This is a genomic window from Nitratireductor sp. J20-h4 (assembly GCF_056780505.1).
The window spans coordinates 3,104,505-3,119,211 of record NZ_CM165557.1; the positions used below are offsets into that span (position 1 = coordinate 3,104,505).

At 66.8% G+C, this 14,707-nt stretch carries 14 protein-coding genes; 1 reads left to right on the top strand and 13 read right to left on the bottom strand.

Features of this window, described 5'->3' with window-relative positions:
- Positions 1-25: 25 nt before the first annotated feature.
- From ACT2B0_RS15025 to ACT2B0_RS15060, 8 genes are all read right to left on the bottom strand, one after another.
- Complete coding sequence (locus ACT2B0_RS15025) at positions 26-763, bottom strand: ABC transporter ATP-binding protein (protein ID WP_473458810.1); 738 nt, start codon at positions 761-763, stop codon at positions 26-28.
- On the bottom strand, positions 760-1,740 hold the full coding sequence (locus ACT2B0_RS15030) for a branched-chain amino acid ABC transporter permease (RefSeq protein WP_127599144.1): 981 nt from the start codon (positions 1,738-1,740) through the stop codon (positions 760-762). The genes ACT2B0_RS15025 and ACT2B0_RS15030 overlap by 4 nt, the downstream gene beginning before the upstream one ends.
- Positions 1,737-2,615, bottom strand: a complete 879-nt coding sequence (locus tag ACT2B0_RS15035) for a branched-chain amino acid ABC transporter permease (protein ID WP_106571866.1) — start codon at positions 2,613-2,615, stop codon at positions 1,737-1,739. The genes ACT2B0_RS15030 and ACT2B0_RS15035 overlap by 4 nt, the downstream gene beginning before the upstream one ends.
- Before the next feature lie 15 nt (positions 2,616-2,630).
- A complete protein-coding gene (locus tag ACT2B0_RS15040) occupies positions 2,631-3,452 on the bottom strand; it encodes a polysaccharide deacetylase family protein (RefSeq protein ID WP_473466016.1) in 822 nt (273 codons plus the stop codon).
- Between the two features lie 21 nt (positions 3,453-3,473).
- On the bottom strand, positions 3,474-4,619 hold the full coding sequence (locus ACT2B0_RS15045; RefSeq protein ID WP_127599145.1) for a C45 family autoproteolytic acyltransferase/hydrolase: 1,146 nt from the start codon (positions 4,617-4,619) through the stop codon (positions 3,474-3,476).
- 85 nt (positions 4,620-4,704) lie between these two features.
- Entirely contained in the window at positions 4,705-5,928 is a 1,224-nt protein-coding gene (locus tag ACT2B0_RS15050; protein WP_106571868.1) for an amino acid ABC transporter substrate-binding protein, read from the bottom strand.
- A 29-nt stretch (positions 5,929-5,957) separates the two neighbouring features.
- Positions 5,958-6,716 (bottom strand): ABC transporter ATP-binding protein, encoded by a 759-nt coding sequence (locus ACT2B0_RS15055; RefSeq protein WP_473458814.1) that lies wholly within the window; start codon positions 6,714-6,716, stop codon positions 5,958-5,960.
- A gap of 136 nt (positions 6,717-6,852) precedes the next feature.
- On the bottom strand, positions 6,853-7,584 hold the full coding sequence (locus ACT2B0_RS15060) for an IclR family transcriptional regulator (RefSeq protein WP_245414145.1): 732 nt from the start codon (positions 7,582-7,584) through the stop codon (positions 6,853-6,855).
- 212 nt (positions 7,585-7,796) lie between these two features.
- Between ACT2B0_RS15060 and ACT2B0_RS15065 the strand changes: the two genes are divergently transcribed.
- Positions 7,797-8,960 carry a M20/M25/M40 family metallo-hydrolase gene (locus tag ACT2B0_RS15065; protein ID WP_473466019.1) on the top strand — a complete coding sequence of 388 codons (1,164 nt, stop codon included), beginning with the start codon at positions 7,797-7,799 and terminating at the stop codon, positions 8,958-8,960.
- 40 nt (positions 8,961-9,000) lie between these two features.
- On the opposite strand, the gene ACT2B0_RS15070 is transcribed toward ACT2B0_RS15065, so the two are convergent.
- Genes ACT2B0_RS15070 through ACT2B0_RS15090 form a run of 5 tightly spaced genes read right to left on the bottom strand, consistent with a single transcriptional unit; the run spans position 9,001 to position 14,662 of the window.
- A complete protein-coding gene (locus ACT2B0_RS15070) occupies positions 9,001-10,551 on the bottom strand; it encodes a CehA/McbA family metallohydrolase domain-containing protein (RefSeq protein ID WP_473458816.1) in 1,551 nt (516 codons plus the stop codon).
- A gap of 16 nt (positions 10,552-10,567) precedes the next feature.
- Positions 10,568-11,548, bottom strand: coding sequence for a glucokinase (locus tag ACT2B0_RS15075; protein ID WP_348414213.1), 981 nt, complete (start codon positions 11,546-11,548; stop codon positions 10,568-10,570).
- Entirely contained in the window at positions 11,545-12,543 is a 999-nt protein-coding gene (locus ACT2B0_RS15080; protein WP_473458818.1) for an SIS domain-containing protein, read from the bottom strand. Before ACT2B0_RS15080 ends, ACT2B0_RS15075 begins: the two co-directional genes overlap by 4 nt.
- 5 nt (positions 12,544-12,548) lie before the next feature.
- The gene (locus ACT2B0_RS15085; protein ID WP_473458820.1) at positions 12,549-13,601 is read right to left on the bottom strand and encodes a Gfo/Idh/MocA family protein; all 1,053 of its coding nucleotides are present in this window, start codon (positions 13,599-13,601) and stop codon (positions 12,549-12,551) included.
- Positions 13,598-14,662 (bottom strand): Gfo/Idh/MocA family protein, encoded by a 1,065-nt coding sequence (locus ACT2B0_RS15090; RefSeq protein ID WP_473458822.1) that lies wholly within the window; start codon positions 14,660-14,662, stop codon positions 13,598-13,600. The genes ACT2B0_RS15085 and ACT2B0_RS15090 overlap by 4 nt, the downstream gene beginning before the upstream one ends.
- Positions 14,663-14,707: the final 45 nt, after the last annotated feature.

A 14,707-nucleotide genomic window follows, 5' to 3' on the forward strand; every position in this document is an offset into this window, starting at 1 on the left:
GCCGCGCTGAAGCGGCATGTCCGCCTCAGCCGGCTTTGTCCTCGAGCGGCTCTCCGAGATAGGCGGCGATCACCTTGGGATTGGCGACAACCTGCTGCGGCGTGCCCTCGGCGATCTTCTGGCCGGCATCGATCACGACGATGCGATCGCAGACGCTGGTGACCGCCTTCATGTCGTGCTCCACCAGCCATACCGTGGTGCCCAGATCGCGCACCTTGCGCAGGCAGCCGACCATTTCCTCGGTCTCGGCCGGATTGAGGCCGGCACACGGCTCGTCGGCCAGCAGCAGGGACGGCCTCGTGGCATAGGCACGCGCGACTTCCAGCTTGCGCAGCGAGCCCACGGTCAGCCCCTCCGCGGTGCGGTCCGCAAGCTCTTCCAGACCGGCGATGGCCAGCGCCTGGTCGACCACGTCCTCGGCCGCGCGCGCGCCGGGGCGTCCGAACATCGCGCCCACCCGTACGTTCTCGCGCACCGTCAGGGCCGGAAAGGGTTTCGATATCTGGAACGCCCGGGCGATACCTGCCTGGTTGCGCCGATAGGTCGGCAGCGGGGAAAGATCCTCGCCCTTGAAACGGATTTCGCCGCCGGTCAGCGCGTAGTAGCCGGTGATCAGGTTGAACAGCGTCGACTTGCCGGCGCCGTTCGGGCCGATCAGCCCGAAGATCGCGCCGGCGGGAATGTCGAAATCGACGTCGCGGATGGCGGTCAGCCCGCGAAAGGACTTCGTTACGCCGCGGCCGGACAAAAGAATATCGCTCATGAGCCGGTCTCCGTCGCCGCCGCCCCGCCGCCCGCGGCCGGGCGCCGCCACGAGCGCAGCGCCCCGATGATGCCGCCGGGCATGAGAAGGATGATCGCCACCACGATGGCTCCGGTGATCAACAGATGGATATCCAGGAACCGCGACAACAGCACCTGGGTGATGAAGAGCATGATCGCGGTTCCGATGACCGGTCCGGCCAGCGTGCCGATGCCGCCGATCAGGCAGAATACGATCATGTTCAGCGAAAAATCGAGCCGGAACACCGTATAGGTGGTGAAATAGCCGACGCTGTAACCATAGACCGCGCCGAGCGTTCCCACGAGCACGGCCGACAGCACGAAGGCCATGATCTTGTAGCGCTCCGTCGCCACGCCGAGCATCATCGCCGTGTCCTCGTCCTCGCGGATCGACAGCAGCGCATAACCGAAGCGGGACTTGCGCACCGCGACCGCGATCAGGATGGAGGCGAGCAACAGCGCGCCGAACAGGTAGTAGAAAAAGTCCTCCGGCGCGGTGCCGGCCGGCAGCGGCGTTTGAAGAAAGACGCCGACCCCGCCCTGGAACCACGACAGATTGTTGACCAGCTCGCCGACGACCTGACTGACCCCGAGCATAGCAATGGCGAAATAGATGCCGCGCAGTCGCAGGATCGGATAGGCGATGATGGCGGCGAACAGGCCGCAGATCAGGCCGGACAGCAGGATCGGCAGGACCATCGACAAAGGCCCGTCGCCGAACGGCCCCAGCCTGGTGACGATATGCGCGGCGCTGAACGCCCCCATGCCGATGAAGACGGTGTGACCGAAGCTCCAATAGCCGGCAAAGCCGCCCAGAAGGTTCCATGCGACCGCCAGGCCGGCGGAAAAGAAAAACAGCTGGATGACGCGCGTGTAGAAGGGACCGATCCACAGCGGCAGCAAAACGGCCGCGAGGACGACGGCTATGGCCGCGAGGAGGACGAGGGCGCGGTTCATCGGCTTTCTCCGAACGCGTTGCCGAGCAGCCCGCTCGGCCGTACCAGCAGCATGAGCACCAGAACCAGGAACATCGCCGCCTGCGTCAGCGAGGGACCGACATATTGCGCGGTATAGGCGTTGATGAGGCCCAGAAGCAGGCCGCCCACCAGCGCCCCGGCGGGACTGCCGATACCGCCGAGCACGACGACGATGAAGGCGTTGAGCGTCCAGGCGACCTCGCTCGCCGCCGTAAACGGCTGCACGATGCCGATGATGGCGCCGGCCGCCCCGGCCATCGCCGCGCCGAGCCCGAATGTCAGCCCGTGCAGATTCTTGACGTTCAGCCCGCACAGTTCCGCGGCCAGCGGCTGCTGGGCCGTGGCGCGGATCGCCCGGCCGAAATGCGTCCTGGCCAGGACCAGCGCCAGAACTGTCAGCAGCACAAGGCTCGCGCCCAGGGCCACGATGCGCACGACGTCGATGCGCAGCGGCCCGAGCGGAATGCTGAGGAAACTGTAGCTCGGCGTGATGGTGTGGACGTCCGGCCCGAACACGAGCTGGAGTCCGTTGCGCGCCATCATCGCCACCCCGAACGTCACCACCAGCGAGGCGACCAGCGAGGCGCGCGAGACCGCCCACTGGATGATCGTGCGCTGATACACATACCCGACCGCAAACAGGGCCAGCCCGATCGGCACGATCCCGACCAGCGGATCGATGCCGAGCTCGGCAAACAGCACCAGCGCGCCATAGGCGCCGGCCACGACGAAGATGCCGTGCGTCAGGTTGACGATTCCGAGCACGCCGAAGACCAGCGAGAAACCGACGGCGGCGAGCGAATAGATGCCGCCCAGCACGAGGCCGTTCAGGGTCGTTTGCAGGAAGAGGGTCATGAGGCCGACAAGCTCCTAGCCGTTTTCCTTGGCGGCCCAGGCCGACGCCACTTCCGCGCCGGTCGCGAACCACACATCAGGAAAGCGGCGCACGAAGGCGATGAACTCGCGCAGCATGGCGAGCCGCGACGGCCTGCCGATGATCTGCGGATGCGTGACGACGTTGACCAGCCCGCCCCAGCGGTAGATTTCCGTGAATTCCTGTTTCCACACGTTCAGGATGTGGTCGTTGGTGTGGATCGGGCGCGGCGACTGGATGGCGAACAGCGCGAAGGGCGCATCGTCCATGCTCCAGTGCCAGGGCAGTTCGACCGGACCGGGCGTGCCGTCTTCCAAAACATGCCGGTAGGGACTGACCTGGTCCATCAGCGAACTGTCGTATTCAAAGCCGTATTCGTGCAGCAGGCCGATCATGTTCTGCGAGGTTTCGCCGGCCGGCGAACGATATCCTTTCGGCTTGACGCCGACCGTTGTCTTCAGCGCCTCGAGGCCCTTTTCGAGCGCTTCGCGCTCCTTGTCGGGGAAATCCGGATCGATCCATTCGTGCAGATAGCCGTGATGGCCGATCTCGTGGCCGGCGGCGGCGATCGCGTCCATGCGGTCGCGATATTTTTCGGCCGTCCAGCCAGGCACGAAGAAGGTGCCCTTCAGGCTCTCCTCGCGCATCAGCTCGAGTATTTTGGGCACGCCGGTCTTGGCTCCGTAAATGCCTTGGGAAAGCACGCCCGGGCGCCGGGCATTGTCGGGATTGCGCGACAGCCACAGCGTCTCGGCGTCGAAGTCGAAGGTCAGCATCACGGCGCAGCGCGCACCGTTCGGCCATTCGATAGGGCTCATGTCGTCCACGGCAAGATCTCCTCAGGCATCATCGCAACGGCGCTCATCGGTATCGAGCGGAAAGGCCTGGAACGGGGCCTCGCAGGGCGGGCCGTCGGTCGCGTAGAGAATGCGCTCGTCCAGGTCGAGAACAATGGCCGCCACCGTGATGACGCGCTTTTCGGGCCGCAGCAGCGGGTCGGCGTGGCGGCAGATCGCGGCCGGCGCGGAAAAATGATCGCGCATCACCTCTTCGAGCGCCGGGCGATCGATCCGGCCGAGATGGCGCCGCAGGAGGCGCTCGGCGCGCGGCCCGCGATAGAGCGTGTTCGGGGCGATCCGCTCCATCTGCGAGATCGTTCGCGTCTCCTTCACCAGATGGTTAGCGTGCACGACAAGCCCGTCGGCCGGCGACAGGTAGGCGCAATGCTCGGGCGTGGCCTCGATATCGAGAATCTCGCCGTCGCTGTGGCCGATCAAGAAATTGCTCGAGGCGGTGCGGTCGGTCTCCACGACCGGCGCCAGCGCCTGGTCGAAACGCCAGGCGTCGAGAATCTCCTTGCAGCGCACGTGAAAAGGCTTGCGCATGCCGGTCGTGCCGTCTCGAGGCGTCACCAGCCCGTTGACGCACAGGCCGATGCCGGCCGCGTTGACGCCCATCTTCGATCCGACGATGCCGGCCTCGCTGAAACCGACGAAATCGGGCTTGCCGTCCTCCGGCCGGGACGCGCGCCGGACACGCTGCACGAAGGTGCGTCCGCGCACATTGGCCAGCCAGTCCCAGTTCTGCGCCAACATTGTATGCCCGTCGGCGGTCGCTTCGGGCAACATGCCGAAGGACGTGCAACCTTCCTGCTCGAGGCGCCCATTGGCGGCTTTCGCCTCGGTGCCGAAGGCGAGATAGGTGATTTCGTAGCGCGCGTTCAGCATGGCGATCTCGGTCGCCGACAGGCCCGACGCCGCCGCGATCGCGCCCATCTCCTCGCCATATTCGCCATTGTCGGCAACAATGAACGCGAGCCAGGCCTCGCTCTGCTCCAGGATCGTCGCGCGCGTCGCGCCGGCCGCTTCGAAGCGGGCGAGATAGGTCGCCACGTTGTCGCGGATGGCGCCGGCCAGCGTGGCGCCGTGGATGCGGCCGCGCTCGCGCGGGTCCGCGCCGAGTTCCAGAAGCGGGAGGTCTGCCATATTATGCTCGTCGACTAGCGAAACAGGATCGCGGCGGCCGGAAAGCCGGGGGCGTGCCGGACGCCGCGCTCGTTGCAGCGCGCGGTCAGGCGCGCTCCTGCCATGTCGGGGCGGGATAGACGGGCTTGGCCGAGGCGCCGTCCGGCGGCGCCACCACCTCCATCTCGCCATTCTGGCGCTGGATCAAAAGCGGGCCGAGCAGGTCGGGATCGCCGTCGCCGTCCTGCGTAAAGCGCACGCGCCCGTAGAAGCACTCGAAATCGAGCGCATCCAGCCCATCGCGCACGGCATCGAGATCGAGCGAACCGGCCTGCTTGGCCGCCTCGACATAGGCCACGATACAGGCCGCGCCGCTGGCCATGTGATAGGTCAGATCCCGGTCGAAATTGGCACGGAAATATTTGGCGAAATCGGCCGCCGACCCGAAATAGCTACCCGAATAGGGCGCGCGCTCGGACCAGTAGGCCTGGGTGACGACACCATTTGCGTAATTGCCCAGCGCGTCGCGGAACGCCGCCGTCTGCGGGCCGAGCGTCTGGTAGAGCATCGGCACGTTGGTCTCGGTGGAGACCATCTGGCGGGCGATCAGGATCGAGGTCTGGTCATGGGTGGTGCAGACCAGAATGTCCGGCGCGCTCTCGCGGATCGTGGTGAGCACGTTCGACACGTCGCTGACGCCGGCCGGCAAGGCGATATAGTCGACCACCTCGATACCGGCCTGTTCGATGGTCTGGCGCGCGCCCTTGGCCTGGAATTCCGAGAAGGCATCGTTGGTGTAGATGATCGACACCGTCTTCACCGCCGGGTCGAGGCTGGTGAACATGTTGACCGACGATACGAATTGCTGCGAGGCGCGCGGGAAGATGCCGAACACGCGCTTGCGGCCCTGGGTGAAGATCAGGTCGGACCCGCCGCCGGCCTGCACCATGATGCGGCCGGCCGCTTCGGTGATGGAACAGGTGGGCAGCACGATGTTGGAGCCGAACGAGCCCAGGAAGAAGCTGATGCCTTCATCGACCTGGCGCTGAATCAGCGTGGTGGCGCGCGCCGGATCGGACGCGTCGTCGAAAATGTTGAGGTCGAGCTGATAGCTCTGCCCGCCGATCTCGGCGCCACCCATTTCCTCGTTGATGTATTTGACCGCGCACTGGTAGCCCTGGAGCACGTTCTGGCCGGTCTCCGCGGCGGCGCCCGTCATCGGCACCGATCCGCCGAAGGTGATGGTGTTGTCCTGGCCGAAAGCCAGTTTCGGCATCGCGCCGGCAGCGAGCGCGGCGGTCGTCGCTTGCAGGAAGGTGCGTCTTCTCATCTTTCGTCTCCCATTTTGAAATCCGGCATTCAGACTAGCCCGAGATAGGCTTCCTTCACCTTCGGGTCGTTGAGCAGGCGGCGGCCTTCGCCCTCCTGGACGACGCGGCCCTTTTCCAGCACGTAGGCGTAGTCGGCGATGGCAAGCGTGTGGTGCACGTTCTGCTCGACGAGCAGCACGCTGATGCCCTCCGCGTTGAGCTTGCGCACCAGCTCGAAAATCTGCCCGACGAGAATCGGGCTCAGACCCAGGGACGGCTCGTCCAGGATCAAGAGGCGCGGCATGGTCATCAGGCCGCGGCCGATCGCCAGCATCTGCTGCTCGCCGCCCGACAGCGAGCCGGCAAATTGGGTCTGGCGCTCCTTGAGGCGCGGAAAAAGCTCGAAGACCCGCTCCAGCGATTGCGAGCATTTTTCCCGGGCGCGGCGCACGTGGCCGCTCAGGATCAGGTTTTCGCGAACCGTCAGGTGCTGGAACACGAGACGACCTTCCGGCACCAGCGCGACACCGAGTTCGACGACCTTGTGCGCCGGCAGTCCGCCGATCTCCCGGCCGTCGAGCATGATCGAGCCGGACCGGCTCCTCAGGGCGCCGGCGATAATCTTGACGCTGGTGGATTTGCCCGCACCGTTGCCGCCGATCAGCGCAGCGATCTTGCCGCGGTGAAGTTCCAGCGAACAGTTCGAGACCGCGCTGACGCCGGCATAGTCGTAGGCCAGGCCCGACACGCGCAGCAGCGCCTCGCCTGCCGAATCCATCCCATTCTGCCCGCCGGGTGTGGCCGTCATGCGACTTCCCTTTTTGCGTATTGCTAAGCGATACGATCGAACTGTATTTGACAATTTACGGACCTGCCGTCCGATTTGTCAAGCGAGCGGGCGTTCGAGCGGGAATACGGCGTCGCGGCGGAGGCGGGCGACCGACTCAGGAAGGGCGCAGTCCGGCCGCCGCCGCGGTGACCAGCGGGCCGGCGCGCGCGACGAATTCGTCCGGCTGCCACTCGGCCAGGGAAGCGGCCACATGAATCGCGCCCACGGGATGGCCGGCTTCGTCGAGCACGGCCGCCGCCACAGCGATTTCGCCGACCAGAACCTCTTCGATCGCCAGCGAATAGCCGGTTTCCCGCACCTGGACGATCCGCTCCATGATCTGGTCGATCTCCACGGTGGTGCGCGGCGTCAACTTGCGCCTCTGCGAGCGCTGGAGGATGTCGAGAACGTCTTCCTCCGGAAGGTGGCTAAGGACGGCACGCCCCCCCGACGTGCAGTAGGTCGGCACGCGCCGCCCGATCAGATGGGCGTAGAATGTGTCGCGCTTGCTTTGCATGCGCACGACGTAAAGCATCGTCAGATCGTCGAAGAGGCTGAGATCGACGCGTTCCTTGATGGTCCTGCGCAGGTCGGCCAGAATGGGGATGGCCCGATTGATGAGCGGATTGGACCTCAAATAATCGAACGAGCGGTCCAGGATGCGCCGGCTCGGCGCGACGCCGGCAGCCGTCTTTTCCAGATAACCGATCGAGACCAGCGTATGCACCAGGCGCTGGGCCGCGCTTTTGTCGAGCCCGCTTGCCGCCGCGATTTCAGCAAGCGACATCGCCGTCGGCCGGTCGGCGAAGGCCTCGAGCACCCGGAACCCCCGCGCCAGCGCCTCCACGAACAATCGGTCGGGCTTTGGGGCGGCGCCGTCCGGTGGCGTCGATCCTCTCGGGGGGCGTGGTCTTGCTGCTGCCACAACGTCCTCTCTGTGCGGGTGTTCGAGCGATTTGCGGATATAGCGCGATCCTGTTGCGGGATGGTTTGACCGCCGTGAAAATCTCGACTTATGATAGCGTCGATTTAAACACATTGCAGAGCGATACGCAAACGATGCAATCTAACGATTTCGACGGTCTCGATGTCACGAGACTCGCATTCGACAGCGGCCGGATGGCAGCAGGTCTGCGCACCTGGGTCGAGACAGAAAGTCCGACCTACGAGCGCGACGCCGTGAACCGGATGATGAACCTTGCCGCCCACGACCTGGCGCTCCTGGGCGCGGTCGTCCAGCGCATTCCGGGAACGCGCGGCTTCGGTGACTGCGTCAAGGCCAGCTTTCCCCATTCCCAGGCCGGACGGCCCGGCATCCTGGTCTTGGGACACTTGGACACCGTTCATCCTCTCGGCACGATCGAGCATTTCGCATGGCGCGAGCAGGACGGGCGCTGCTACGGACCCGGCGTGCTCGACATGAAGGCGGGCAACTTTCTGGCGCTTGAGGCAATCGGCCAAATGATGCGCATCGGCCACCAGACGCCGCTGCCCGTCACCGTGTTGTTCACCAGCGACGAGGAGGTGGGCAGCCCGAGCACCCGCGCGCTGATCGAAGCCGAGGCGGCCCGGCACCGCTACGTGCTTGTGCCCGAACCGGCGCGCCGCAACGGCGGCGTCGTGACCGGCCGCTACGCGATCGCCCGCTTCGATATCGAGACGCGCGGCCGGCCGAGCCATGCGGGACTGCGGCTCGGCGAAGGTGTATCGGCGATCCGCGAGATGGCGCACCAGATCATCGTCGTGGAAGCGATGACAGATGCCGAAACCGGCTACAGCGTCGGTGTCGTCCAGGGCGGCCGCTGGTCGAACTGCGTGTCGACGACCTGCAAGGCCAAGGCGCTGGTATCGGCCACCACCGACGAGAAACTGGCCGAAGCAATCGCCCGGATGGAGAGCCTGAAGCCGGTCGGCGGGGACGCCCAGGTGATCGTCAGACGCGACGTCGTAAGGCCTGTATGGACCGCAAGCCCGGCCTCATGGTCGCTTTACGAACATGCGGCGCGTCTGGCGCAGGCAATCGGCCTGGAGATTCCGCATCAGGATTCGGGCGGCGGTTCGGACGGCAATTTCACCGGCGCGATGGCCATCGCCACCCTCGACGGGCTCGGCGCGCGCGGAGACGGCCCTCACACGCTGGAAGAATATATCGTGACGGAAAGCCTGGCCGAAAGGGCGCGCCTGGTCGCCGCCCTTCTGGCAACGCTGGACGGCTCGGTCTGAAACCTGAAACGGCACAGGTTACGGCCGCAGGCGAACGGCGTTATCGGCAAAAAACCGGGCTCGTCCAGGCCGATTGACCGTTGGCCTGGCGCATACGCGCCATCAGCCATTCCCCGCGCCGCAGCTGGCCGAGCGGCACCGTGCCCGTCCATTGCCATTGCTGCGGCCTGGGCAGCGGATGAAACCGGAACGCGGGCGAATCGATCGGGCCGATATTGCCCGACACGGCCCCTTTCAAGAGACGCTCGACATCGAGCGACACATGCTCGCCGGACAGGTCGGCGACGATCCGCGCCCCCGGCCGCAACCGCACCCGCGCCGCGATCGCCTGCGTGGTGGCGGTGAAATTGTTCGGATTGGCGTGGGCGCGCAGCGAAAAGGCAACCGCGTTGCCGTCCTGAACGATCCGGCTTTCGTGCGGCACCGGCGCGCTCGCCTCCAGCGGCGAGACGATCTCGGGGCCGCGCAGGCGCGGTTCCACGGCCAGGATCTCGCCGTTCTCGAGTTTGAGAACGCCGTCCCAGTCGTGATGGCTGCCGCGGGCGCCCCAGCCAAGTTCAAGCACGAGCAGCGTTTCCAGAACATGCGGATCGCTCGCCACGGCCGACGGGCGCAACGCCGGCGTGATCCGTTCGAAAACCGCGCCGTTCCTGACGATGTCGATCTGGTCGATGAAGCTGCCGCCGACCGCCTCGATCGCCATCTCCGCCCGGCTTGCCGGCGCCACCACGTCGCCCTGCATCGCGCCGCCGACCGAGAAGAACAAATGCGCGTTGTCGCCGGTCAGCGCATTGGTGCGGCGCGCAAACAGGCTTTGCCACAGCGCCTCGGGACTGTTTTCGGCCACGTAGACGGCCGAGCGGCCATGGCCGTAGGAGCCGGGAAAGCCGCTGTGATGATCGGTATTCCCCAGCACGCCGAAGAGATGGCCGTCATTGAGGCCGGCATGGACCGTGTTGGCGCCGTCGCACGGCCCCATCGAATGCAGGAACGGCCGGTCGGTCAGCGAGGTCTCCGCGCAACCGTGCATGGAGATCATTTCCAACACCGGCGACAGATCCTCCTCGAAGCTCGACCAGTTGATGCCCCGCGCCCCGGTCCGGTAGCCGATATGGTGCGGGAAGGCGAAGGCGCGCGCGCCGTAACGGCCGCGCAGCCGCTCCAGCAGCGTACGCGGATCGTCGGCCTTGAGGATCTCGCGCTGGTCGAGATCGCGCAGCACGATCGTATAGTCGCCATGCGCGCAGGAATGGATCTCGTAGCCCGGAAACACGGTGAAACGACCGGGATCGTTAAACGCGGCCAGCGTGTCGAAATGCGCCGGCCAGGACTGCTCGAGCCGCGAAAAACCCTTGACGTGGAAATCGACGATATGGGCAACGCGCGGATCATCGACCGGCATGTCGGGCCAGTAGGCATGGCCGGTGATCGAGACGAAGTCGAGCTGTCTGCGAGCGTTTTCCAGCGCCGTCTCGAGCTCGCCATGCCCGTAGGACAGATTGCAGTGATTGTGCAGGTCGCCATAAAGCGGACGCAGGCCGGCAGCCGCGGCAAGCGGCATCAGGCGATCGGGAAGCGGTTGTGTCGGCAAAACGGTCCTCCGCCGGTCAGGTCGGCCCGGCGGCGCAGGCGCCGCGGACATTGTTGCTGAGAAGGTCTGGCCAGGCGAGGCAGCCGACCAGGGCGGCGCTGTCGTCCACCACCAGGTCGAGCGCGAAACCCTGCATCAGCTCGCGCATCCGCCCCTTGGCAAGGAAGGCGCGTGCGAACGGACTGTCGGCGCCCTGGATGAACGGCGCCAGTGCGCGCGTCACGCCGCCGGTCAAATAGATGCCGCCGCGCGGCAGGAAAGTGAGCGCCAGATCGCCGGCCGTCCGCCCGAGCATGCCGGCGAGCGTGCCGCAGGCGAGAACCGCGTCGGCGTCGCGACCGGCCGCGCCTTCGGCCGTCACCGCCGCCGCATCGCCGAGCGCCGTCGCCCGGCCGGAGCGGTCGCAGGCCACCCGGTAGAGCGCGACGAGGCCGGAGCCCGACAACACGCGGTCGAGCGAGCAGCGGCCGAAGCGGCCGGCGAAATGGTCGCGCAGCTCCATCTCCAGCCCCGGCTCGGGCGCAAAGCCGGTGTGGCCGATCTCGGCTGCGAGCACATGGCCGCCCTCGATCAGTGCGCTGGCATTGAAGCCGGTGCCGGCGCCGAGCACCAGCTTGACACCCTCCTCCGCGGTACCCGGGAGGACCGGCCTTGTGGCCAACGCCTCGGCCCGCGACAAGGCCGCACCGAGCGCGACGAAATCGTTGATCAGCACGACGTCGCCAGTGCCGGCGATTTCAGCGATTTCGGCGCGCGCGATCGTCCAGTCGCGATTGGTCAACCTTATCGTGTCGCCGTCGATCGGGGCGGCCAGTGCCACGACGGCGCGGTCGAGCCCGCCGACCCGGGCCTGGCCGAGATAGTGTTTCAACGCCGCACCGAAGCTGGAGAACCGGTCGTTCGGGAGCTGTACGACCGATTCGGGGTCGAGGCGGCCGTCGGTGCCGAGCCCGAAGCGTACATTCGTTCCGCCGAGATCGCAGGCCAGCGCCCTCATGTCGTCACCGTCACTTTGGCAAGCCTGGCCGGCCGGTCGGGATCGCGCCCCAGCAGCACCGACAATTGCTCGGCGAACCGGTAAAAACTCACCACCTGGCAGATCGGGTCGAGCAGCACGTGACCGGCATCGACCGTCGGCAGCGCCTCACGCGGTCCGGCGACGAACACGGCAGCGCCGGCCTGTCGCAGGGCGCGCACCGCCTCGCCGATGCTGGCGGCGGACCGGTCGCGGGCCGCAAACACCAGCGCGGCCAGATCGTCTCCCGCCAGCTCGATCGGCCCGTGGCAAAGTTCGGCCGCGCTATAGGCCTCGGCATGCAGCCGGCAGGTTTCCTTGAGCTTGAGCGCGGCCTCGCAGGCGATCGCGAAGCCCGGCCCGCGCGCCACCATGTAAAGACTGCCACCGGCCGAAAACGGCGCCAGGGCCGCCGACCAGTCCGTGGCGGCGGCCCTGGCAAGACTGGCCGGCAATTCGCGGATGGCGGCGGCGAGTTCGGCATCGTCGAGCCAGCCGGCGACGAGCGCGGCCAGCGCGACCAGCGATGTCACGAAGGTCTTGGTGGCCGCCACCGCCCGTTCCTCGCCGGCATGCAGCGCCAGGCAGAATTCCGCCTGCCGGGCCAGCGTCGAACTTGCCGTATTGGTGAGGGCGAGCGTCGGCGCGCCGCCGGCGCGCGCGGCTTGCTGAAGGGCGACTATGTCGGTGCTGGCACCTGATTGCGAAATGCTGACGAGCGGCACATCGGCCATTTTCAGCGGTGTCGCGTAGATCGAGGCGACCGAGGGGCCCATCGAGCCGACCGGAATGCCGATCCGGGTCTCAACGAGATATTTGAAATAAGTCGCCGCGTGATCGGAACTGCCGCGGGCGCAGGTCACGACACAGGCCGGCGCGCGCCGCTTGAGCATGCGGCCGGTCTCCAGATAGTCATCCATCGCCGCGGCAAGCTGGCGCTCGACCACGCCGGGCACGGCGCCGATTTCGCGCGCCATCCAGGTCACGGCCCGACCTTTGGATAGTCGATCGGCATCATCCGCCCCTGCCGGGCCGCCTTGTAGGCAGCCTCGATCATCGCGGAGGCGTAGAGCCCGTCCCGCACGCCGGTCGGCATCGCGGCGCCGCTGACAAGCGCGTCGATGAAGGCCCAGGCGACATGTTCGTGGAACACGCCGGTCTTGAAATGCGGCACGATGTCGGAAACCTGCCAGCCGCGCGTGGTTCCGTCGCGGCGGAAGACCTGCAAAAACGCCTCCTCGCGCGTTGGCCGCGAGGCGATGTCGACGCCGCTGACCAGCACGGTGCCGCCCGTGCCATAGATCTCGATCGAATGATCGGCGGCGGCGAAACACCAGCTTGTCGCGACCTCCGCCAGCAGGCCCGATCGATAGGAGAACGTCGCCAGCGCCGTATCCTCGACCGGCAGGCCCAGCGTGTGCGCCGACAGGGCGGCGAAAGCCCGCTCCGGCTCACCGAACAACAGTCGCAGCAGGTCGGCCGCGTGCACCCCCTCGTCGAGCAGGGTCCCGCCGCCGGATTTTTCCGGGTCGACGAACCAGGCCTTGCAAAAATCGTCGCTCAGCCCGTGGCTGTGGCCGTGCCGTATGCGGCACAGCGTGACCGTGCCGAGATCGCCGGCGGACACGATCTTGCGCACGGCTTCGCTCACCGGGTCGAACCGCTTGGGGAAACCCTGCATGAACGGCACCGGCGAAGCAGCCAGCATGCGGCAGATCTCGAGCCCCTCGCGCACATTCACCGAAAGCGGCTTTTCGCACAGGATCGGCTTGCCGGCATCGATGGCCGCCGCGATCAGTTCCCTGTGCTCGATCGTGGTCGAGCAGATCGCGACCGCGTCGCATTCCTGCAGCAGCGCCTGCCGGTCGCCGAAGACGGTGAGGGCGTAGGCGTTGGCGAACTTTTCGGCCAGCGCGGGGTCGCTGTCCCAGATGCCGGCCATGGCGGCGTCCTTTCTGGCCAAGATCGCCTTGGTCCAGAAATTGGCGTGATAGTGCTGAACGCCCAGAAGGGCGATGCGGATCGGCTGGGTCATTTGACCTCGTGCTCCTTGGGCGTTGGGTGGGCGACCGCGACCCGCCGCGCCGCGCCGGCGGCGCGATAGATCGCCTCGGCGACAAGGATCGAGGCCAGGCCGGCGGCCGCACTGTCGTCGGGGCGCGCCTGCCCGCGCACGATGTCGAGCCAGTGCCGGTGATGCGCCGCCCCCGGTGCCTCGTCGGCAAGCGGCGGGTTCACCCAGCCGTCCTGCCCGGTTATCTCGGGTGCGTAGATCGCCGCCGGTCCGCGTTCGCTGCGAAGCCAGACCGTGCCCTTGTCGGCGTAGAGTTCGAGGCGGAACCGGTCGCAGCCGGCGATCTCGGTATAACTCATCTCGTGGCTGACCAGCGCGCCGTTTGCGAGCGTGTAGCTCGCCACGACGTTGTCCTCCAGCGCGGTGGTCACCGTGCGCCCGTCCGCCAGCCGGCGGTTCGGCCAGGCCGTTGCCAGGCTGGCCGTCACCTCGGCGATCGGACCGAACAGATGGGCGCACAGATCGATGCCGTGCACGCCGAGCTGCATGACCACGCCGCCGGAAACGTTTTCCGGCGAATAGAACCAGTCCGCCCAGTCGGCGCCGGGCGTGGCGTTGCGGATGCGCACCGAATGGACCCGGCCGAGCGCGCCCTCATCGAGCAGGCGCTTGAGCCAGCGCACCTCCGGGAAATAACGATGCATGAAGCTGACGGTCAGCGGCGCGCCGGAAGCCTCCGACGCGGCGATGATCTCGGCGCATTGCGCCGTGTCGAGCGCCATCGGCTTCTGCAAAAGCACCGCCTTGCCCTGCGACAGGGCAGCGATGGCGTGATCGCGATGCAGCCCGTCCGGCGTTGCGACCACCACGCCGTCAATGCCGGGATCGGCAAGTACCGCGGCCAGTTCGGTCGCCGCGTTCTCGATGCCGAATTCGGCGGCGCGCGCACGGGTTCGCGCCAGGTCGCGGCCGACCAGGCACGCGATCGCGACATCGCCGGCCGCCGTCAGGCCGCGGACGTGATAATCGCTGATGAAACCCGCGCCGAGGATCGCGATGCGGGGTTTGGCCGGGCTGACCATGTCGATCGGTCTCCAGATTGCAGTTGCAACGTAGCCTGGTGGCGG